Below are 20,743 nucleotides of genomic sequence, written 5' to 3'. Positions count from 1 at the left end.
AGGTCAGGACGGCGAGCGGCCGGCCGCCTCGCGGCAGCGCGTTCCGCCGCGCGCATCGGTGGGCAGGATGAGCAGCGTCAAGGGCTGCGGCAGGTCCGGCGGCGGCGCATGCGCGAGGCGCACGCCCCGCAGAACCTCCAGCATCTCGGCGTCGCGGGCCGCGTCGCCGGTCAGGCCGAGCAGGCGCGGCCGGCGAAGCTGGCCTCCCTCGTCCACCTCGAAGCGCAGCAAGGACCGGTACGTTCCCGGCCGCGTGCGCACATTGCCGCACAACGCTTCCCAGACCCGCGCCTGCAGCAGGCTGGGGTAGCCCGCCAGGCTTCCAAGGCTGGCCGCGCGCGGGGCCTCCGCCCGGGCCTGCACCGGCCTCAGCGCGAGCGTGACGGCCGAACCCGTGCGGACCTTTTCGGCCACCAGGCCCGAGCCCTCCAGCAACAGTTCAAGCGCGGTGTCGGGGGCGTAAAGCCCGCGCACCGCGGAGGACGTCAGCCCGGCCAGGATTTCGCTGCGAAAGAGTGCAGGCTGCCGCGTGACGGCGGCATAGCGCTTGAGCGCATCGGCCAAGGGAAGCGAGGGAATGTCGAACGCCAGTGCGGCGTCACCCGTGTCTGGAACCGCGCCGGCCGGGACCTCGCCCTCACGCAGCGGTGATGCAGGCCCGTCGCTCGCCCAGGCCGTGCCGGCCAGCCACGACAGCGCGAGCGCGCAGAGTGCGACGCTGCGGCCTGCCGAGCCCGCGAACCCAGGGTGCACCTCGCTCACCCTCGCGGCGCAACGATGCCGCGCGCATCGTCACGCCCGCCGTGAGGATGCGAAAGCCATGGCAGGGAAAAAAGTCGAGTCGGCAAGGAGCGCACGCCAGTCGGGAAACTTGCATGCTGTCACCGGCGTGTGACGGTCTCGTTGCAACGTCAGACCTTCCTGCGCCCCGGCGCGCGGCGCGCGTCCCGTGTGCCGCAGGAAGCCCGAGCACGCCCCTCGAGCGGCTGACCGACGCTCAGCCCGCCAGGCGCCCCGCCACCAGTTGCAGCACGCGGTCGCAGCGCTTGGCCAGGTCCTGGTCGTGCGTGACCATCACGAAGGCCGTGCGGTGCCGGTGCGCCAGGTCGAGCATCAGCGCGAACACGGCGTCGGCCGTGCTGCGGTCGAGGTTGCCGGTGGGCTCGTCGGCCAGCACGCAGGCGGGCTTCGTGACCAGCGCACGCGCAATGGCCACGCGCTGGCGCTCGCCGCCCGACAACTCGGCCGGCCGATGATGCAGGCGCTCGCCCAGGCCCACGCTGGCGAGGATCTTCGCTGCGGCCTGCGACGCTTCGCCGGCCTCGACGCGGCGGATCTTCAGCGGCATCGCGACGTTGTCGAGCGCGCTGAACTCGGGCAGCAGGTGATGGAACTGGTAGACGAAGCCCAGGTGGTGGTTGCGCAAGCGGCCCTGCTCGGCGGCGTCGGCATGCGCGATGTCCTTGCCCAGCAGTTCGACCTTGCCCGCGGTGGGTGCGTCCAGCCCGCCCATCAGGTGCAGCAGCGTGCTCTTGCCGGAACCCGATGCGCCGACGATGGCCAGCGTTTCGCCGGCGTGCACGTCGAGGTCGACACCGTGCAGCACGGTGAGGTCGATGCGGCCTTCGTGAAAACGCTTGGTGAGGCCGCGGGCCTTCAGGACGACATCACTCATAGCGCAGGGCCTCGGCGGGGTTCACACGGCTGGCGCGCCAGCTCGGATACAGCGTGGCCAGGAAGGCCAGGATGAGGGAAATGATCGCGATCGGCATGATGTCGCTTTGCTGCGGGTCGCTCGGCATCTTGCTGATGAGGTAGATGTCCTTGGGCAGGAAGCTGGCGTGGAAGAGCTGCTCCAGGAAGGGCACGATCACGTCGATGTTGTAGGCAATGCCCAGGCCCAGCAGCAGGCCGCCCACGGTGCCGATCACGCCCACCATGGCGCCCTGCACCACGAAGATGGCCATGATGCTGCGCGGCGAACTGCCCAGCGTGCGCAGGATGGCGATGTCGGCGCGCTTGTCGGTCACGGTCATCACCAGCGTCGACACGAGGTTGAAGGCGGCCACCGCGACGATCAGCGTGAGGATGATGAACATCATGCGTTTCTCGACCTGCACGGCCGCGAACCAGGTCTTGTTCTGGCGCGTCCAGTCGCGGATGAGGAACTGGCCCGGCAGCGTGACGGCGAGCTGGTCGGCCACCTCGCGCGCCTCGTGCAGGTCTTTCAGCTTGAGGCGGATGCCGGTCGGGCCTTCGAGGCGGAACACCTTGGCCGCGTCTTTCTCGTGCACCATCGCCAGCGCCGAGTCGTACTCGTAGTGGCCCGAGTCGAACACGCCGACCACGGTGAACTGCTTCAGGCGCGGCACCACGCCAGCCGGCGTGACCTGGCCGCCCGGCGCCACCAGCGTGACCTGGTCGCCGGGCTGCACGAACATCGAGCGCGCGAGCTCGATGCCCAGCACGATGCCGAACTCGCCCGGCACCAGCTTGTCGAAGGTGCCGCCCTTGGCGATGCCGCCGGTGTCGGTGACCTCGGGTTCGAGCGCGGGGTCAATGCCGCGCACGATGGCGCCCTTCATGTCTTCGCCGCGCGCGATCAGCGCCTGCGTGTTGATGAACGGCGCCGCGCCGATCACCTCGGGGTTCTTGCGGGCGTCGGCCATGATGGCGTCGATGTCCTGCAGGGCCTGGCCGTCGCGCGAGAAGATCTCGATGTGCGACACCACGCTGAGCATGCGGTCGCGCACTTCCTTCTGGAAGCCGTTCATCACGCTGAGCACGATGATCAGCGCCGCCACGCCCAGGGCGATGCCGAGCATCGACACGCCGGAGATGAAGGAGATGAAGCCGTTGCGTCGCGTGGCCCGGCCTGCGCGCGTGTAGCGCCAGCCGAGCTGCAGTTCGTAGGGGAATCGCATCAGCGGCCTCGCCCCGTGGCCTCAAGGGGCATGGGCGCGCCCGCGGGGGGCGGCAAATACTCGGGGTGAGGAGCGAGGGGGTAGGTCATACGGTGGAATTGTGGCATCCCGGACAATAGGGAAATGGCCGAACCTCTCCCACGTCATCTGTTGATTCCCTTTGCCGGCCGCGGTTCCCCGGCTTGCCGCGCGGCGCTCGCGACCCTGCGGCTGCCGAACCTCGAAACCCTGCTGCTGCGCCTGACGCTCGCCGACACCGACACGCAGGACGACAGCACCCGCTCCCCGCCGCACGAACGCGCCCTGGCCCGCGCGCTCGGCCTGCCTCCCGCCGACGACGGCTGCATTCCCTGGGCCGCGCTCGAAGCCCGCAAGACCGGCCTGGCCGCGCCCGGCGATCACGAGGCCTGGGGCCAGGTGACGCTGTGCAACTGGCAGGTCGGCATCGACGACGTGGCGCTGGGTGACCCGAGCGCCATCGAGATCGACGCGGCTGAATCGATGGCCCTGCTGGCCGTGGCGCAGCCGTTCTTCGAGGAAGACGGCATCGCGCTGCACCCCAGCGACACGCCAGGCCGCTGGCTCGCCCGCGCCCCCATCTTCGACGGACTGGCCACGGCCTCCATCGACCGCGCGGTGGGGTACCCCATTTCGCAATGGTCGCCGCTGGGCGATGCCTCGCGGCCGCTGCGCCGGCTGCAGAACGAGATGCAGATGCTGCTGTACACGCAGCGCGTGAACGACGAGCGCACCGCGCGCGGCGTGCCGCCGATCAACTCGTTCTGGCTCAGCGGCACCGGCGTCCTGAAGGACGGCACCCTTCCCTCGCCGCCCCTTTCGCGCACGCCGGTCGTCGAGCTCGCATTGCGCGACGCCGCGCTGCGCGACGACGGCCTGGCCTGGGCTGCTGCCTGGCAGGCCTTGGATGCGGGCGCCGTCGCCGGCCTGCTCGCCGACCTCACGCGCGGCGCCGACGTGGCGCTCTCGCTGTGCGGCGACCGCGGCGCACAGCTTTTCACCGTGCAGCCGCGCGGCCTCGCCCGCTGGGCCAAGGGCCTGTTCGACCGCAACCGCGCCACGCAGGTGCTGGAGTCCCTATGAAGATCATTGCCCGGGACATCCCGCCGCGCACCGTCTGGGCGCTGGAACAGGCCGGCGTGCATCCGCTGCTGGCGCGCCTCTTTGCCGCGCGCGGCGTGCGCGGCAAGGACGAGCTCGACGACGGGCTCGCGCGCCTGCTGCCGCCCGACACGCTGCGCGGCACGCGCGAAGCCGCCGTGCTGCTGGCCGACGCCATCGCACAGGACAAGCGCCTGTGCATCGTGGCCGACTACGACTGCGACGGCGCCACCGCGTGTGCCGTCGGCGTGCGCGGCCTGCGCCTGCTGGGCGGCAAGAACGTGAGCTACCTCGTGCCCGACCGCGTGGTGGACGGCTACGGCCTGACGCCGCCCATCGCCGAGCGCGTGGCCGCGGCCGGCGCCGACATGCTGATCACCGTCGACAACGGCATCGCCAGCGTCGAAGGCGTGGCCGCCGCCAAGGCGCGCGGCCTGCAGGTGCTGGTGACCGACCATCACCTGCCCGGCCCCGAGCTGCCTCTGGCCGATGTGATGGTCAACCCGAACCAGCCCGGCTGCGAGTTCGAAAGCAAGAGCATCGCCGGCGTCGGCGTGATGTTCTACGTGCTGCTCGCGCTGCGCTCCGAGCTGCGCACGCGCGGCGTGTTCGACACCGCCACGCAACCCAAGCTCGATGCGCTGCTGCCGCTGGTGGCGCTGGGCACCGTGGCCGACGTGGTGAAGCTCGACGCCAACAACCGCCGCCTCGTGGCGCAGGGCCTGCGCCGCATCCGCGCGGGCGCGATGCCGGCCGGCGTGGCGGCGCTGTTCAAGGCGGCGGGGCGCACCGCCTCGGCCGCGACCACCTTCGATTTCGGCTTTGCCCTCGGCCCGCGCATCAACGCGGCCGGCCGGCTGGCCGACATGACGCTGGGCATCGAATGCCTGCTGACCGACGACGCCGGCCGTGCCGACGAACTCGCACGCATGCTCGACGGCATCAACCGCGAGCGGCGCGACATCGAGGGCGGCATGCGCGACCAGGCACTGCTGCTGGCCGAGTCGCTGTTCGCGGCCGACGGCGAAGGCGTGGAAGCGCCGCCGCCGGCCATCAGCGTGTTCGGCGCGGACTTCCACGAAGGCGTTGTGGGCATCGTGGCCTCGCGCATCAAGGACCGCTTCCATCGCCCCACCTTCGTGTTCGCGGCCAGCGCGGCGCCGGGCAAGGAGCAGGAGCTGAAGGGCTCGGGACGCTCGATCCCGGGCTTTCACCTGCGCGATGCGCTCGACCTCGTGGCCAAGCGCCACCCCGGCGTGCTGCTGCGCTTCGGCGGCCACGCGATGGCCGCGGGCTGCACCGTGGCGCGCGAGCACTTTCCCGTCTTCGAGCGCGCGCTGGCCCAGGTGGCCGGCGAATGGCTGGCCGAGGCCGCGCTCACGCGCCAGATCGAGACCGACGGGCCGATCGCGCGCGAGTACATGCGCATCGATCTGGTCGACACGCTGCACCGCGAGGTCTGGGGCCAGGGCTTTGCGCCGCCCACCTTCAGCGAAGAGGTCGAGGTGGTGTCGCAGCGGCTGGTGGGCGAGAAGCACCTGGCGCTCAAGCTCAAGCACCAGGGCCAGCCCATCGACGCGATCTGGTTCAGCCACACCGAGCCGCTGCCGCCGCGCGTGAAGCTGGCGTTCAGGCTCGATGCGGACGAGTGGCAAGGGGTGCGACGGTTGCGCTTTCTGGTCGAGGGTGCGGAGGTGTGACGCGGGCGGACCAACAGGACCTGCTTCCATGAGGGCGGGCTAACATCCACGCCCTTCAACCGATACGGACCCCACCTACCGCCGTGAGCACCCTGCCCCCTTGCCCCCAATGCCATTCGGAATTCACTTACGAAGACGGCCTCAACCTTGTCTGCCCCGAATGCGCTCACGAATGGTCCGCCTCGGGCACTGCCGCCGAAAGCGCGGCCGATGAGGGCCGGGTCATCAAGGATTCGGTCGGCAACGTGCTGAACGACGGCGACACCGTCACCGTCATCAAGGACCTCAAGGTCAAGGGCTCGTCGCTGGTCGTGAAGGTCGGCACCAAGGCGAAGAACATCCGCCTGATCGATGGCGACCACGACATCGATTGCAAGATCGACGGCATTGGCGCGATGAAGCTGAAGTCGGAATTCGTGCGCAAGGCGTGAGACCGGCCTGACGCATGCGGCGCAGCGTCTCGCTGTCCGCTCGTCACGCCGGTGCCGCACGGACTTCCTAGCTGGCCAACTCCCGACAGCGCGCGGCGTCCAGCGCATGGCCGCAGGCGTGGAACTCCCGCGCCGCCGCGGCGAAGCCTTCGCGCGCGGCAGCGACACGGCCAGAGGCCCGTTCGATGTGGGCCTGCGCCTCGTGCAGCGACGCGTACCAGGCCGGCAGCTTCATCACCACATTGGCCAGGTATTCGGACTGCTGCTGGTGGCTGGCTGCCAGGTCCAGCGCGTGCCCTCTCGCGGCCGCGATGGTGGCCGGGATGGCGAAGGTGATGCGGCAGCCGGGGCAGCTTTCCAGCGGGCCGCGCACGTTGGCCTCGGCCTCCTCCAGCACGCCCAGCGCGGCGTCGGGCTGCGTGGCCATCGCGATGCGGGTGCCGTAGATGCGGTCCAGCAGGTGGAAGCCGACGTCGGACTGGCGCGCGACGTCGAGCGCTTCGTCGAGCAGGCCGCGCGCCCGGCCCATCTGCCCGCGGTAGATCGCCAGTTCGGAGCGGCGCTGCAGCGACAGCGCCTCGCCGGTCGCGCCGCCGATCGCGCGGTGCATGCGCCCGCCCGCCATCAGGTCCTGCTCGGCGGCGTCGAGCTGGCCGCTGAGCAGCCAGGCCTCGCCGCGCAGCGTGACCGCGAACGCATGCCCGCGCGCCGCGCCCAGCCGCTGCGCTTCCGTGGCCAGCGCATCGGCGAACGCGATGACCTCGGCGTACGGCCGCGAGCCGTACAAAAAGCGCTGCGTGATGCACAGGTGGCCGTCGAACACGCGCACCGCCAGCTGCGGCAGGTGGCTCGTCTCCTTCAGGTCGGCCCACACGCTGCCGTGCAGGTCGCCGCGCGCGTGCGCCGCCGCGGCTTGCGACCAGGAGGCGATCACGAGCGTGCCTTCGTCGCCGGTCTCCAGGGCGATCCGGCGCACTTCGGCCGAGCGGCGCGTGCCTTCGGCGGGGTCCCCGAAGCCCAGGGCCGCCGCGCCGCTGTAGGCCAGCGCTTCGGCGAGGCGCCCCGCCACCGTGGTGGGATGCACGTCCTTCAGGTACTGCAGGGCGCCGGGCGGGTCGCTCATCTTCACTTGCGCCAGGGCCCGCTTGGCGCGCAATTCGTGGGACAGCGCTTCCTCCGCGACAGCGGAGGCCGCATCGTAGGCGGCCAACGTGCCTAGTCGGCCCAGGGCGTCCAGGGACTCGGCACGCAGCGCCAGTGCTTCCGGCTGCGCCGCCCGGTGCGCGAGCAGCGGCTCGACGTGGCGCAACACGTCCTCGTAGGCGCCGAGGCGAAAGGCCTGGCGCGCAGCCGCCAGCGCACACGGCATGGCCTGCTCGGCGTCGCCCGCGGCGAGCCAGTGATGGCCCACCAGGCCTGGTGCCGCACCGCCCTGCGCGAGCCGCACCGCCACGTCGCGATGCCACAGCACACGCCGGTGCGGCGGGATGCCTTCGGCCAGCGCTTCCCTCACGAGGGCGTGGCGGAAGCGGTAGCGACCATCAGCCACCACCAGCACGCCTGCGGCCAACGCCTGGTCGAGCCGCGCCAACGCGTCGTGGCCCTCGTCGGCGGCCAGCGCAACGGCCGTGGCCACGTCGAAATCTTCGGCCGACAGCGCCAACCGGCGCAAGGCCTCTGTCGTGCCGGGGTCCAGATCGCACAGGCGTTCGGCCAGGGCCGACGACAGGCTGCGCGACATCACCGCCGTGGCGCCGTCCGACGTGGCCGCACCGCGCGCGAGCTCGACCACGGCAAACGGCAGGCCTTCGGCTCGACGCGCGATGGCGGTGGCGGCCTCGGCCGTCATCGGTGCATCGGCTGAGCGGGCCGCGAGCAGTGCCGCTTCCTCCTCGGACAGCGGACCCAGTTCAAGGGCCTCCAGCTGGCCGGCACGCTGCAGGCGTGAGGTGTTCCGATCCAGCAGCGGCGGCAGTACGTGCCGGCACGCGAGCAGCACGAACACCGGGGGGCCGCTCGCCGCCAGTTGCGTCAGCGCCTGGGCGCTCGCATCGTCCGCCGCGTGCGCATCGTCGACGATGAGCAGCACCGGCTTGTGCGCGGCGGTGGCCAGCAGCAGCCGGCGCACGGCGCCCACCATCTGGTGGCGCCCGAGCGGCAGGGCCAGCGGTTTCACGTCGCCCGAGGCGGTCATCTGCGCCAGCACGGCCTGGGCGTGCGCACCGATGGCCTGCGCCGCGTCGGGCAGTTCGCCGAGCAAGGGCTCCACCAGGTCGGCCGCGATGCCGTAGGGCCGGGTCCAGTCACCGGCCTGCAACGAGCGCACCTGCCAGCCCAGGCCCCGCGCTTCCTCGGCGACGCGGCGGCAGAACGCGGTCTTGCCCATGCCCGCCGGCGCGCGCACCACCGCGCCCCCCGGCCGGCCCGCGAGGCTGGCGCGCAACCACCCCAGGACGCGCACCAGTTCCATGGCACGGCCGACGAAACGCGGCGCGGTGCCCTCCAGGCCCGCCACGCATTCGCGATACAGCGCCTCGGCCGAAGGACCTGGGCGCATTCCCAAGGTCTGCTGCAGATGGTCGCGCAGGTGGCCGTACCAGCGCAGCGCCGAAGAGCGTCGCCCGGCCGCCAGTTCCTCGCGCATCAGCTGCACATGGGCCGCCTCGTCGGTGGGGTCTTCGCGCACCAGCCGTTCCAGGTCGCCGGTCTGGCGCAGCAGCCGCAGGAACTTGTCGCGCAACCGCTGGCGCGGTGCCTCGGTCCAGGCTTCGTAGCGGGCGTCTGGCAGGAGGTCGCCACCGTAGAGCTGCGCGGCCGCTTTGCAGGCCTGCGGATCGCCGCTGTGCAGGGCCTCGTCCGCTGCGCGCTCGAACTGCTCGGCGTCGCACGCCACCGCCTGGTCGGGCAACAGGAAAACGCGGCCGCCTCGCAGCACCAGGGCGTCGGGTTGGCCGATGAACTGGCGCGCGTGGTGCGCGGCCTTGCGCAGGTTGGCGCTGCCCGCGTCGGGGTCCAGGTGCGGCCACAGGGCTTCCACCACCTGCTCGTTCGCCAGGCTGCGTCCGGGCTGCAATGCCAGCAGTTGCAGCAGCTCGGCGGCGCGCCGGGTCAGCGGCACCGGTGGAATCTGCGGGTCGTCGCCGGCCACGCTCAGGCGGAACGGGCCCAGCAGCCGGATGGACACGGCTTCGGACGACGGAGTCGGTGGGGGCGACATCGCGATTCCTTTCCCCCAGCACAGGCCGGGAACGTTTCAGGAACGCCAAGCGTGGAACATCAGTATGCCGTCTATCGAACCTGGCGGGTGCAACGAATAGACGCACCACCCTCGCGCCCGCGGACCCTCAAGGAGCACCTCATGCATATCGCAAAAGACGAAGTCGACGTGAAGATGGAAATTCCCGGTGCCCTGATCCGGCAGCGTTTGAATTTCGGCGACGCGACCGGCTACAGCAAGATCAGCGGCGAGTACTTCACGCTGTCGGCGGGCGTCGACACGACGCCGCTCTTCCAGGGCCTGAACAACCACAACTCCTGCCAGTGCCCGCACTGGGGGTTCGTGCTCAAGGGCCAGATCACCACCACCGACGACGCCGGGGAGCAGGAGACCGTGAAGACCAACGACCTGTTCTATTGGCCGCCCGGCCACAACGTCAAGGTCGACGCCGACGCGGAGATCGTGATGTTCAGCCCGCAACACGAGCACACGCACGTGATCGACCACATGATCGAGAAGGTGAAGTCATGAACCCGAACAAGGCGCTCTGGGAAAAAGGCGACTTCACCCGCATCGCCGAGAGCATGCGCGAGAGCGGTGAAGACGTCGTGCGGCATGCCCGCATCACGCCCGGCATGAAGGTGCTGGACCTCGGCTGCGGCGACGGCAACACCGCCATCCCGGCTGCCAAGCTCGGCGCGCAGGTGCTGGGCGTGGACATCGCCGCCAACCTGGTCACCGCGGGCAACCGGCGGGCGGCCCAGGCCGGGCTGTCGGCCAGCTGCCGGTTCGAGGAAGGGGACGCCTGCGAGCTGCGGCTGGAGAACAAGTCCTTCGACCTCGTCATCAGCATGTTCGGCGCCATGTTCGCGCCCAGGCCCTTCGACGTGGCACGGGAGATGGTGCGTGTCACACGCCCGGGCGGGCGCATCCTCATGGGCAACTGGATCCCGAACGACCCCACGCTGGTGGCGCAGATCCTGAAGATCAGCTCGTCGTATGCGCCCCCGCCGCCCGAGGGTTTCGTGAGCCCGATGGGCTGGGGCTCGACCCCGAACATCATCGAGCGCTTTGGCGCGGCGGGCGTTGCCTCGGAGGCCATCAGCTGGGAGCGCGACAGCTATATCTTCGACTTCAAAGGCTCGGCGGCGGAATTCGTCGACACCTTCCGGCAGTTCTACGGCCCGACCATGAACGCATTCGACGCGGCAGCCCAGGCGGGGCGCACCGACGAACTGCGCACGGAACTGGTGACGCTGTTCCAGAGCCAGAACCAGAGCCAGTACCCCAACACCTGCCTGATCGCCGCGACGTTCCTGCGGGTGACGGTGGACGTGGGGTGATGCGCAGTGGCCTGTCGCCTTCTGTGGTCCGTCCGGATCGCCGAACAGGAGAGAGACAAAGAAAAAGCCCGGCAACGCAGGACGTTGTCGGGCTTTTTTGATTGGTGCCGCTTGTCGGAATCGAACTGACGACCTTCCGCTTACAAGGCGGGTGCTCTACCAATTGAGCTAAAGCGGCTGAAAGAAAGCAGTGCTGGCGACGATTCTAAGCGGCCGGCTTTGGGGCCGACCGCGTCGTCACTTGATGCGCTTGAGCGACGGCCGGGTGCCGCCACCGGCCGGCGGGCGCGGCGGCTCGTCGGTCGGGTCGGAAGGCGCCGAGCCGGCGTCGACCGTCTCGTCGCCCTCTTCGCCCGTCACCAGGTGGAACACCTTGCTGGCGTCGCCCTCGGTGCCGCGCGAGGCATCGCGCAGCGGCATGCGCGGCGCGCTGTTCGGCGAAGACGCGGCCGTGGTGGCGTCATCGCCATCGTCGGACGTGGCGGCGGCCGGCACGGGTGCCGGGAACGCCATGCCCTGTCCGTTCTCACGGGCGTAGATCGCGATCACGCGGCCGACCGGCACGCTGATCTCGCGCGCCGTGCCTGCGAAGCGGGCCTTGAACTCGATGAAGTCGTTGCCCAGCTTCAGCGAGCTGGTCGCGTCGAAGCTGATGTTCAGCACGATCTCGCCGTTCTTCACGTACTCGCGCGGCACCTGGACGGTGTCGTCGACCAGCACCGCGACATAGGGCGTGAACCCGTTGTCGGTGCACCACTCGTACAGCGCCCGGATGAGGTACGGGCGGGTGGAAGAGGACTCGAGCGCGTTGATCATGAAAAGCGGCGGAAAACGAGGGAAGCAGGCACGCAGCTTACTTACTTTCGCATGACCTTTTCGGAAGGCGTCAGTGCTTCGATGTAGGCCGGGCGCGAGAAGATGCGCTCAGCGTACTTCAGCAGCGGCGCCGCGTTCTTGCTGAGGTCGATGCCGTAGTAGTCGAGACGCCACAGCAGCGGCGCGATGGCCACGTCGAGCATCGAGAAGTTGTCGCCCAGCATGTACTTGTTCTTGAGGAACACGGGCGCGAGTTGCGTGAGGCGGTCGCGGATGTGCGAGCGGGCCTTTTCGAGCGCCTTCTCGTTGCCCTTGGCGGTGCGGTTCTCGAGCGTGGCGACGTGCACGAACAGTTCCTTCTCGAAGTTGAGCAGGAACAGGCGCACACGAGCGCGGTCGACCGGGTCGCCGGGCATCAGCTGCGGATGCGGGAAGCGCTCGTCGATGTACTCGTTGATGATGTTCGACTCGTACAGGATCAGGTCGCGCTCGACCAGAATCGGCACCTGGCCGTACGGATTCATCACGCTGATGTCTTCGGGCTTGTTGTAGAGATCGACGTCGCGGATCTCGAAGTCCATGCCCTTTTCGAACAACACGAAGCGGCAGCGGTGGGAGAAGGGGCAGGTCGTTCCTGAATACAAGACCATCATGGCGAGAGACTCCTAAAAATCAAAAAGAGTGGGTCGCCTGGGCAACCCACTCTGTGGGACCGGACGCACGAGGCGCCCGGTCGGCGTGAACGGAATTACTTGACGTCTTTCCAGTACGAGGCGTTCAGTCGCCATACGAAAACCACCGACATGGCCAGGAACAGCAGCACCCAGACGCCGATGCGCACGCGGGTGTTCTGCGCAGGCTCGGCCATCCACTGCAGGTAACCGACGAGGTCACCGACCGCGCTGTCGAATTGCACCGGGTTCAGGGTACCGGGGGTCACTTGTTCCCACTTGCCCGAGAACACATCTGTGGCATGGCCGTGCTGTTCGACCTTGGTGTAGATCGGCAGGCGCTCGCCCTGCAGTTCCCACAGCGGGTTCGGCATGGCAACGCTCGGGAACAGCAGGTTGTTCCAGCCGGTGGCCTTGGTGTCGTCGCGGTAGAAGCTGCGCAGGAAGGTGTACAGGTAGTCGGGGCCCGTGCCACCGTGGCCGGCGCGCGAACGTGCGACCAGCGTCAGGTCGGGCGGCGTGGTGCCGAACCATTCCTTGGCCTGGCGCGCGTCGATGTTGGCCTTCATGGTCTCGCCGACCTTGTCGGTCGTGAACAGAAGGTTGTCCTTGATCTGCTGCTCGCTGATGCCGATGTCCTGCAGGCGGTTGTAGCGCATGAAGGCGGCCGAGTGGCAGTTGAGGCAGTAGTTGACGAACAGCTTGGCGCCGTTCTGCAGTGCCGCCACGTCGGTGGTCTTGTTGGGCGACTTGTCCCACGCCAGACCGCCCGATTCGGCGGATGCGGCCGCGGAGAAGGTCAGGCCCAACGCCAGACCCATGACAGCGAGCCAGCCGGAAATTCTTTTCTTCATCGTGTTTCTCTCAAGCTCTCTTGCACTTCTCGCGCATCAATGGGCGGTGAAGACCACGCGCTCGGGCACGGTCTTGAATTCACCCTTGCTGCTCCACCACGGCATCAGCAGGAAGAAGCCGAAGTAGAAGAGCGTGCCGATCTGCGAGATGGTCTGGGCGATGTCCAGGGCGAACGAGCCGATGACCAGGTTGCCCCAGACGCCGGGTGCCTGGATGCCCAGGTAGCCCAGGATCAGGAACAGGAACACGAACACGCCGTAGACATACTTGTGCCAGCTCGGACGGTAGCGGATCGACTTGACTTCGCTGTGGTCGAGCCACGGCAGGAAGAACAGGATGATGACCGAGCCGCCCATGATGACCACGCCCCAGAACTTGGCGTCGAAGGTCTTGAGCAGGAAGATCGCGACGGCGGCCACGACCACAGCGGCAACCTTCAGGCCCATGCCCGACTTGCCCTTGATGAAGTTCCAGACGGCGGCCGCAGCGATGATCAGCGCGAACACGTTGACCATGTCGTCGGTGGTGGCGCGCAGCATCGAATAGAACGGCGTGAAGTACCAGACCGGAGCGATGTGGTTCGGCGTCTTCAGCGAATCGGCCGGGATGAAGTTGTTGTACTCCAGGAAGTACCCACCGGCTTCAGGCGCGAAGAAGATCACGGCCGAGAAGATCGTGAGGAACACCACCACGCCGAAGATGTCGTGCACCGTGTAGTACGGGTGCGACGGGATGCCGTCGAGCGGATGGCCGTCGGGACCGCGCTTGGCCTTGATCTCGATGCCGTCGGGGTTGTTCGAACCCACTTCGTGCAGCGCGATCAGGTGGGCCACCACGAGGCCGAGCAGCACCAGCGGCACGGCGATGACGTGGAAGCTGAAGAAGCGGTTCAGCGTGGCGTCGCTCACGACATAGTCGCCGCGGATCAACAGGGCCAGGTCAGGACCGATGAACGGGATGGCGGCGAACAGGTTCACGATCACCTGGGCGCCCCAGTAGGACATCTGGCCCCAGGGCAGCAGGTAGCCCATGAAGGCTTCGGCCATCAGGCACAGGAAGATCGCGCAGCCGAACACCCAGATCAGCTCGCGCGGCTTGCGGTAGCTGCCGTACATGAGGCCGCGGAACATGTGCAGGTACACCACGATGAAGAACGCCGAGGCGCCCGTCGAGTGGATGTAGCGGATGAGCCAGCCCCAGGGCACGTCGCGCATGATGTACTCGACCGATGCGAACGCCTGGTTCGCGTCGGGCTTGTAGTGCATGACGAGGAAGATGCCGGTCACGATCTGGATCACGAGGACCAGCATCGCGAGCGAGCCGAAGATGTACCAGAAGTTGAAATTCTTCGGTGCGTAGTACTTGCCCCACTGATCGTTCCAGAGCTTGGTCAGCGGGAAGCGGTTGTCGACCCAGTTGAGCAGCTTCTCGCCGGCGGGGGCGTTGGGGGAAACTTCGTGAAATTCAGCCATGTTCGTGGTCTCCCTCAGGCCTTCTTGCTGTCGTCGCCGATGAGCAGGCGCGTGTCGGACAGGTACATGTGCGGAGGCACGGGGAGGTTGTCAGGAGCGGGCTTGTTCTTGAAGACGCGACCGGCGAGGTCGAACGTGGAACCGTGGCAAGGGCAGAGGAAACCGCCTTCCCAGTCGTTCGGCAGCGAGGGTTGCGGGCCGGCCTGCAGGCGGTCGACCGGCGAGCAGCCGAGGTGGGTGCAGATGCCGACCACGACCAGCACATCGGGCTTGATCGAACGATGGCCGTTCTGCGCGTACTTGGGCGTGAATTCGTCGGGGTGACGCTTGGAGAGCGGATCGGCGAGCTGGCCATCGAGCTTGGCGAGTTCGGCGATCTGCTCCGGGGTGCGCTTGAGAATCCAGACCGGCTTGCCGCGCCATTCGACGGTGATTTTTTCGCCGACCTTGAGGGCCGAGATGTCCACTTCGACCGCGGCGCCCGCGGCTTTTGCCTTTTCGGACGGCTGGAATGTGCTCACAAAAGGGATTGCGGTGGCCACGCCGCCCGCTACGCCGGCACAGCTGGATGCGATCAACCACGTCCGCTTGCTTGTGTCGATCCGGGGCGAGCCGGAGGTCATGTCACTCATGGGGATCCTCTAAGTCTTCTTCGCTGGAGCAGGGGCTGACCTTTGCCACAGCAAGGTCAACCCGAGATTGTAGCGGGGCGCAAAAGGGTTTTTCAATGATTGCGGCGCGCCCGCACGGCGCCGCAGCGCGTGCGCGACAGCGCTCAGCAACCCGCAGTGCTCAGCTCAGCAGCCCGTACTGGGTCGCCTGCCGGACAGCCTGGGTTCGCGACTTGACGGCCAGCTTGCGGTAGATCCGCTTGGCGTGGAACTCGACCGTGTTGATCGAGAGGCAGATCGCTTCTGCAATCTGCCGATTGCTCCAGCCTTGCGCGATCAGGCGCAGCACATTGAGCTCCCGAGGTGACAGCAGCCCGGGAGCAGGCATCGGGGGCGAGGCCGTGTCGCCGTCGCGCAGCGCGGACTCGACACCCTCCGGCTTCGCAGACGCCGCAATCAAGCCGAGGACGCGACGCGCGACGCGTGCGTCCATCGGCGAACCGCCGCGCTCGATGGAGCGCAACAAGAAAGAGAGCTCGGCATCATCGGTGCTAGTGAGCAGGTAGCCAGAGGCTCCTGACGAGATCGCAGCTTCGACCAGCAGGCGGTCGTCGTCCTTCGACATGGCGATGGCGTCGATCTGCGGATACGCGCGCCGCAGGTGCGACAGAAGTGCGACGCCGCCGTCGTCAGATAGGTGCATGTCGACCAGCACCAGGTCGTAGGGCAGCGCCGCCAGAAGATGGGTTGCTTCCGCGTGCGTTGAGGCAATCACGACGCGACGACCCGGGGCCAGGTCGCACAGGAGGCGCCGCATGCGCTCAGCCAGGGCCAGGTCGCCCTCGACGATCAACGCGCCAAAGAATGCACAGCCCAAGGCGGCGTACCGCCCCGCGAGCGCCGGCGCCGAATGCGCGCTGCTGACGGACTGGTGATTCATCATGAGCTGACGCCTCCGATCACGCCATCTGCCGCGCCTACGCACACCCGCACACTCTCCATCGCCCCACCCTCAGACAATCGAATCACGCATATCCCCTTGTTGTGCCCCGCGGCATACCTTGAATGTCAACTTTCGTTTCAGGTACTGCAGGAACGATGCCTGGGAGGCGGCCATGAGGCCCATCGCAACGATGGCGCGGTGAGTGCGTTGATTTCATTGAAGAAATGCACCAGCAACGCCCGGAGCCTTACTGATGGAGCTGCGCGCCGGTCGCCGTCGTTACGGCCATCCTGGGCGGAACGTTACGTAGCATTGAGATACACATGCACCCGTCACACTCATCCACAACAATCGAGGCAATACGCGGTTACAAGGAGGCCGTGGCAAACGCTTCATCCTCCAGGCCAAATTAGTTGCGGCACACTTCTGATGCTGCTAACCTCAAGTCAAGAGCATAAAAACCCTTTGAGAGGATCACTGTGAAGACGAACAAACTGGTTGCTACCGTCGCCCTTGCCACCCTGGCAATCTCGTCGGCTTTTGCCCAAACGCAGGTTACCCCTGCGCCCGCAAGCAACAACAATCGCGCATTTGCACCGGGCCCCGCTGGCGCTCCGAGCGCAACCGCTGCCGGCCTTGGCGGCCTGACCCCCGTTCAATGGGGCGCTGTTGCAGGCACCGGCGCACTGATGCTGACCCTTGGTAGCAGCAACAACGGCAACGGCGGCGGCGGCTTCTTCGTCCCTGGCACCGGCACCACCGGCACGGGCACCACCGGCACGCGTTAATGCTGGTTGCCCTCCTGAAAGGAGGGCATTCGCTGAAAAGTCCGCGCGTTGCTTCCGCCACGCGACTCTTAGAACGTTGCCTTTTGGCAACGTTTTTCTTGGGCGTTGGCGGTTGCTCCTCCGGAACCTCAGCCATGCTGGATTCAGCTCGACTGCTGTATCGCGGCGAGCCTGCAGCAACCCAGCCCAATTTCAATCCCAGCTATCGGTACCTGCGGACCACCATCGATGGGCGCGTCCTGTACATGGTGCTCGGCTATATCGATCGGCGCGCCGAAGGGCCCGTCGAGGTTTGGTACAGCGGCACGGGCGAGGTCGTCCGACTCCTGAATGGTCAACTGGTCGGCACGACCGGGCTGTCCACCGATTGGCGCGATGTTCGACTTGCCAACCCACCCGCCTGGCAAGCTCACACTGCCAACACCACGCAGACCTACGCGCGCGAACGCGACCTGATGCCCGGCTATCGCTTCGGCATTCGCGACGACGTCGCGCGCGCGTCGATCGCGCCGCCCACCGACAGCACTCTCGCCGGCGTGCCCGCAAGCTCCTTGCGCTGGTATGAAGAACGCAGCGTGTCCCGCCCTGCGGCAGCCTCCGTTCCTCCCGCCCGCTTCGGCGTTTCATTTGCTTCTGGCGCCCCTCAGGTCGTGTATTCGGAGCAATGTATTTCCCGCGACCTCTGCATGAGCTTCGAACAGTGGACACCCCCCGCACCAGCAGCCGGCACCGCGGCGCGCGCTGGTACATGAGCTCCCCCTTCCTGCGAGCCATCAGTCCCCCGCATTGGCCCCGTCGAACGGCCCTTGCCTGCGCGCTGATGGCAAGTCTTGGCGCCGCGGCGGAACCGTCGCAGAACGCGGCGACCCTTGAACCCGCAAGCGATGCCGAAGTGCGACCCGGCGAGCGACTGAGCACCTGGCTGCTGCGCCAACCCGAGGGCACAGCTGCGCCCGGGCTGGCATGGCGCGTGCCGCAGGAGCGACTGGCCCAGCAGTTCCTGAAGAACACCCTGCTCGTGCGCCTCGAGGCGGCCAGCAGGCGCGCACCGCGCTCCGAGCAACTCGATCGACTGAAGCTCATCACGTGGCTGCAGAACCTGCCGGTCACCGGCCGCGTGGCGCTGGGCATCGTGGACCCCCGCTGGCTGCAGGCACACCCGGATCAAGACCCTGTGCTGTCGGCCGGCCAGCAGCTCGTTGCGCCCTCTCCGCAATTGAAAACCATCGCGGTTGTCCGACCCAACGGCGAGTTGTGCCACGTGGCGCACGAAGCCGGACGGACCGCCTGGGACTACGTCATCGCCTGCGCGCCCAACAGTACCCACGACTGGGCATGGGTTGCGCAACCCGACGGCCGGACGTCACGTGTGGGCATCGCCCCCTGGAACGGTCATCCTTCCGATGAGCCGGCGCCCGGCGCATGGATCTGGGCCGCGCCGCGCAGCATGACTGAACTGGTCGACGCATCGGAAGGCATCATCAAATTCCTGGCGACCCAGGGCCCTTCGCCTCAGACAGCGGCGCTGGGCACCACCACCGCCGCACTTGCAGCAGCCAAGCCGGCCGCAGCAATCAATACGTCCATCCCACCGTCAGTTCCGCCGGAAAGCGCCATCTCGGTGCGCCCCGATGCCTCGGCTCCGCAATACAAGACGCCTCGCACAAGCAGCAATGACTGGGGCGAAACCGGTCTGCTCCAGACGCCGACGGCACGCATGGGCGAGGCCGGCGACTTCCGCACGTCGATCAGCCACGTGTCGCCCTATACGCGACTGAACGTGATGTTCCAGCCACTGGACTGGATGGAGGCCGGCTTTCGCTACACCTCCATCAGCAACCGCGCGTATGCCGCCAGCACCACTGGCCAGAGCAACAAGGACAAGAGCATCGACGTGAAGCTGCGGCTGCTGCGCGAATCCGCGTATGTGCCTCAGGTTGCGCTGGGCTTTCGCGACCTTGGCGGTACCGGCCTCTTTTCGGCCGAATACCTGGTCGCCAACAAGCGCTACGGCGACCTCGACTTCAGCCTCGGCATCGGCTGGGGATATCTGGGGAACAGCGGAAACATCCGCAACCCCTTGCTAGCCCTGAGCAATCGCTTCAGAACACGCACGGTGAGCTCCGCAACGGGCGGTGAAGCGAATTTCAACGCCTTCTTCCGGGGCCCCGCCGCGCTGTTCGGCGGTGTCGAATGGCGCACACCCTGGGATCCCCTGACGCTCAAGCTCGAGTACGAGGGCAACAACTACAAGAACGAGCCCCAGCAGAACAACCAGGTTCAGCGCTCACCTTTCAACGTTGGCCTGGAATATCGCTACTCACCCGGCGTCGCCTTCACCGCCGGCCTGGAGCGCGGCAACAAGGTGATGGTGGGGCTGACCCTGTCCACCAACATGGCGAACATGCGGTCCAGCAAACCCGCAGATCCGCCGCGGCCCCGCCTCACGCCGGAGGCGCCGGCCAATCCACCCGGCTGGGCCGCCACCGCTGCGGAGATCCAGGCACGTACCGAATGGACCGTGCAACGCATTGCCCCGCAAGGCGACAGCGCGCACATCTGGATCACCGAAAGCCACACGGTGTATCGCGAAGCCCGTGTGCAGCAGGTCATTGCCGTCATGCATCGCGATGCACCGGTGTCGATCAAGCACTTCATCCTTCATTACAACGAGCGCGGACTGGCTCTGCATGCGCAGGTTGTCAATCGCAGCGAGTGGGTGACAGCGCACTACCAGGCACAGACGCCAGCAGAACTGCGCGCCACGGACCAGCGTGAGGACTACGCCCCTCCGCGCGGCAGGACCGAAGACGGGCTCTACACGCCAGCATCGCCACAGCGTACACCCGCCGACGCAACAGCCACCGCATCGCCCGGCGAGACGCCGGCCATGGCTCCTTGGGAGCGACGCACAGAAAAACTCACCTTCGGCCTGACCCCGAGCTTCTCGCAGATCCTCGGCGGCCCCGACGCCTTCCTGCTCTACCAACTCGGCGTCTCTGCCACCGCGGAGTACCGCTTCACGCCCAGCACCTGGGTGAACGCCGCGCTGAACTGGCGCCTGATCGACAACTTCGACAAGTTCACCTATACGGCGCCCAGCAACCTCCCTCGCGTGCGGACCTACCAGCGCGAGTACGCAACGACCAAGCGGTTGACCATGCCGGTGTTTCAGCTCACCCACGTGGGCCGGCTGAACGAAGACCAGTACTACAGCGTCTACGGCGGTGCCCTTGAGTCGATGTTCGCCGGCGTGGGCGCCGAATGGCTCTACCGTCCGTGGCGCAGCAAGTTCGCCTTCGGCGTTGACATCAACCACGTGCGCCAGCGCGACTTCGCGCAAGACCTCGGCCTGCGCGACTACAAGGTCAACACCGGCCACGCCACGCTCTATTGGGACACGGGCTGGAACGGCGTGCAGGCCAAGATCAGCGCCGGCCAATACCTTGCAGGCGATCGCGGCGTCACGCTCGACATCAGCCGTCGCTTCGACAACGGCGTGACGATCGGCGCCTGGGCCACCAAGACCAATGTGTCAGCCGCACAGTTCGGTGAAGGCAGCTTCGACAAGGGCATCTACGTGTCCATTCCCTTCGATGCGTTGCTGCCTCGCTCAAGCAAGTTCACTGCGAACTTTGCCTGGGCTCCGCTGATACGGGATGGCGGCGCCAAACTGGGACGGATCAACCCACTGTTCGAGATGACGTCGATACGGGATCCGAAGGCTTTCAGCTTCTCGCCGCCCGACGACAAAGCACCCAAGGCGGGAGATAACATCCTCGACTTCAAGCGGGCGCAATAGGCGCCGCCGGCTGGAAGCAAAAGAGCCCCGATCCGGGGCTCTTGGTTACAG

The 20,743-nt window shown here is 67.4% G+C and carries 18 protein-coding genes and 1 tRNA gene; 8 read left to right on the top strand and 11 right to left on the bottom strand.

Annotated elements, in window-relative coordinates:
• Positions 1-3: 3 nt before the first annotated feature.
• The 3 genes from AC07OH_RS19365 to AC07OH_RS19355 form a co-directional block, all read right to left on the bottom strand.
• A complete protein-coding gene (locus tag AC07OH_RS19365; RefSeq protein WP_495301778.1) occupies positions 4-762 on the bottom strand; it encodes a hypothetical protein in 759 nt (252 codons plus the stop codon).
• A 235-nt stretch (positions 763-997) separates the two neighbouring features.
• A complete protein-coding gene (lolD, locus tag AC07OH_RS19360; RefSeq protein ID WP_489058889.1) occupies positions 998-1,675 on the bottom strand; it encodes a lipoprotein-releasing ABC transporter ATP-binding protein LolD in 678 nt (225 codons plus the stop codon).
• Positions 1,668-2,924, bottom strand: coding sequence for a lipoprotein-releasing ABC transporter permease subunit (locus tag AC07OH_RS19355; RefSeq protein WP_062473701.1), 1,257 nt, complete (start codon positions 2,922-2,924; stop codon positions 1,668-1,670). The genes lolD and AC07OH_RS19355 overlap by 8 nt, the downstream gene beginning before the upstream one ends.
• Positions 2,925-3,047: 123 nt before the next feature.
• On the opposite strand from AC07OH_RS19355, the gene AC07OH_RS19350 reads away from it, so the two are divergent.
• From AC07OH_RS19350 to AC07OH_RS19340, 3 genes are all read left to right on the top strand, one after another.
• Complete coding sequence (locus AC07OH_RS19350) at positions 3,048-4,025, top strand: hypothetical protein (protein WP_495301777.1); 978 nt, start codon at positions 3,048-3,050, stop codon at positions 4,023-4,025.
• Entirely contained in the window at positions 4,022-5,743 is a 1,722-nt protein-coding gene (recJ, locus tag AC07OH_RS19345) for a single-stranded-DNA-specific exonuclease RecJ (protein WP_095950947.1), read from the top strand. The genes AC07OH_RS19350 and recJ overlap by 4 nt, the downstream gene beginning before the upstream one ends.
• Before the next feature lie 83 nt (positions 5,744-5,826).
• Positions 5,827-6,174 (top strand): zinc ribbon domain-containing protein YjdM, encoded by a 348-nt coding sequence (locus tag AC07OH_RS19340; RefSeq protein WP_495301776.1) that lies wholly within the window; start codon positions 5,827-5,829, stop codon positions 6,172-6,174.
• Between the two features lie 67 nt (positions 6,175-6,241).
• Here the strand turns inward: AC07OH_RS19340 and AC07OH_RS19335 are convergent, their stop codons facing one another.
• A complete protein-coding gene (locus AC07OH_RS19335) occupies positions 6,242-9,391 on the bottom strand; it encodes an ATP-binding protein (protein WP_495301775.1) in 3,150 nt (1,049 codons plus the stop codon).
• A 141-nt stretch (positions 9,392-9,532) separates the two neighbouring features.
• Here AC07OH_RS19335 and AC07OH_RS19330 point away from each other — a divergent pair, with 141 nt between their 5' ends.
• A complete protein-coding gene (locus tag AC07OH_RS19330) occupies positions 9,533-9,922 on the top strand; it encodes a cupin domain-containing protein (protein ID WP_070059897.1) in 390 nt (129 codons plus the stop codon).
• Positions 9,919-10,734: a class I SAM-dependent methyltransferase gene (locus AC07OH_RS19325; protein ID WP_495301774.1), complete on the top strand. Its 816-nt coding sequence runs from the start codon at positions 9,919-9,921 to the stop codon at positions 10,732-10,734. Before AC07OH_RS19330 ends, AC07OH_RS19325 begins: the two co-directional genes overlap by 4 nt.
• A 102-nt stretch (positions 10,735-10,836) precedes the next feature.
• On the opposite strand, the gene AC07OH_RS19320 is transcribed toward AC07OH_RS19325, so the two are convergent.
• From AC07OH_RS19320 to AC07OH_RS19290, 7 genes are all read right to left on the bottom strand, one after another.
• A tRNA-Thr gene (locus tag AC07OH_RS19320) sits at positions 10,837-10,912 on the bottom strand.
• 59 nt (positions 10,913-10,971) lie between these two features.
• Positions 10,972-11,550, bottom strand: coding sequence for a ClpXP protease specificity-enhancing factor (locus AC07OH_RS19315; RefSeq protein WP_495301773.1), 579 nt, complete (start codon positions 11,548-11,550; stop codon positions 10,972-10,974).
• A gap of 41 nt (positions 11,551-11,591) precedes the next feature.
• Positions 11,592-12,203, bottom strand: a complete 612-nt coding sequence (locus tag AC07OH_RS19310) for a glutathione S-transferase N-terminal domain-containing protein (RefSeq protein WP_062473683.1) — start codon at positions 12,201-12,203, stop codon at positions 11,592-11,594.
• Between the two features lie 95 nt (positions 12,204-12,298).
• Positions 12,299-13,075, bottom strand: coding sequence for a cytochrome c1 (locus tag AC07OH_RS19305; RefSeq protein ID WP_099795340.1), 777 nt, complete (start codon positions 13,073-13,075; stop codon positions 12,299-12,301).
• Positions 13,076-13,111: 36 nt separating this feature from the next.
• A complete protein-coding gene (locus AC07OH_RS19300) occupies positions 13,112-14,548 on the bottom strand; it encodes a cytochrome b (RefSeq protein WP_495301772.1) in 1,437 nt (478 codons plus the stop codon).
• Positions 14,549-14,562: 14 nt separating this feature from the next.
• Positions 14,563-15,180 carry a ubiquinol-cytochrome c reductase iron-sulfur subunit gene (gene petA, locus AC07OH_RS19295; RefSeq protein WP_489058900.1) on the bottom strand — a complete coding sequence of 206 codons (618 nt, stop codon included), beginning with the start codon at positions 15,178-15,180 and terminating at the stop codon, positions 14,563-14,565.
• A 160-nt stretch (positions 15,181-15,340) separates the two neighbouring features.
• Entirely contained in the window at positions 15,341-16,102 is a 762-nt protein-coding gene (locus AC07OH_RS19290; protein WP_495301771.1) for a LuxR C-terminal-related transcriptional regulator, read from the bottom strand.
• A gap of 479 nt (positions 16,103-16,581) precedes the next feature.
• Here AC07OH_RS19290 and AC07OH_RS19285 point away from each other — a divergent pair, with 479 nt between their 5' ends.
• From AC07OH_RS19285 to AC07OH_RS19275, 3 genes are all read left to right on the top strand, one after another.
• Positions 16,582-16,890 (top strand): hypothetical protein, encoded by a 309-nt coding sequence (locus AC07OH_RS19285; RefSeq protein WP_495301770.1) that lies wholly within the window; start codon positions 16,582-16,584, stop codon positions 16,888-16,890.
• A gap of 134 nt (positions 16,891-17,024) precedes the next feature.
• On the top strand, positions 17,025-17,642 hold the full coding sequence (locus tag AC07OH_RS19280; RefSeq protein ID WP_495301769.1) for a YjbF family lipoprotein: 618 nt from the start codon (positions 17,025-17,027) through the stop codon (positions 17,640-17,642).
• A complete protein-coding gene (locus AC07OH_RS19275; protein ID WP_495301795.1) occupies positions 17,639-20,692 on the top strand; it encodes a YjbH domain-containing protein in 3,054 nt (1,017 codons plus the stop codon). Before AC07OH_RS19280 ends, AC07OH_RS19275 begins: the two co-directional genes overlap by 4 nt.
• Positions 20,693-20,743: the final 51 nt, after the last annotated feature.

This window comes from Variovorax sp. GW821-FHT10C12 (assembly GCF_059415405.1).
Note: the sequence above shows the minus strand (reverse complement) of the source record. Positions and strands in the feature narration are given on the sequence as shown.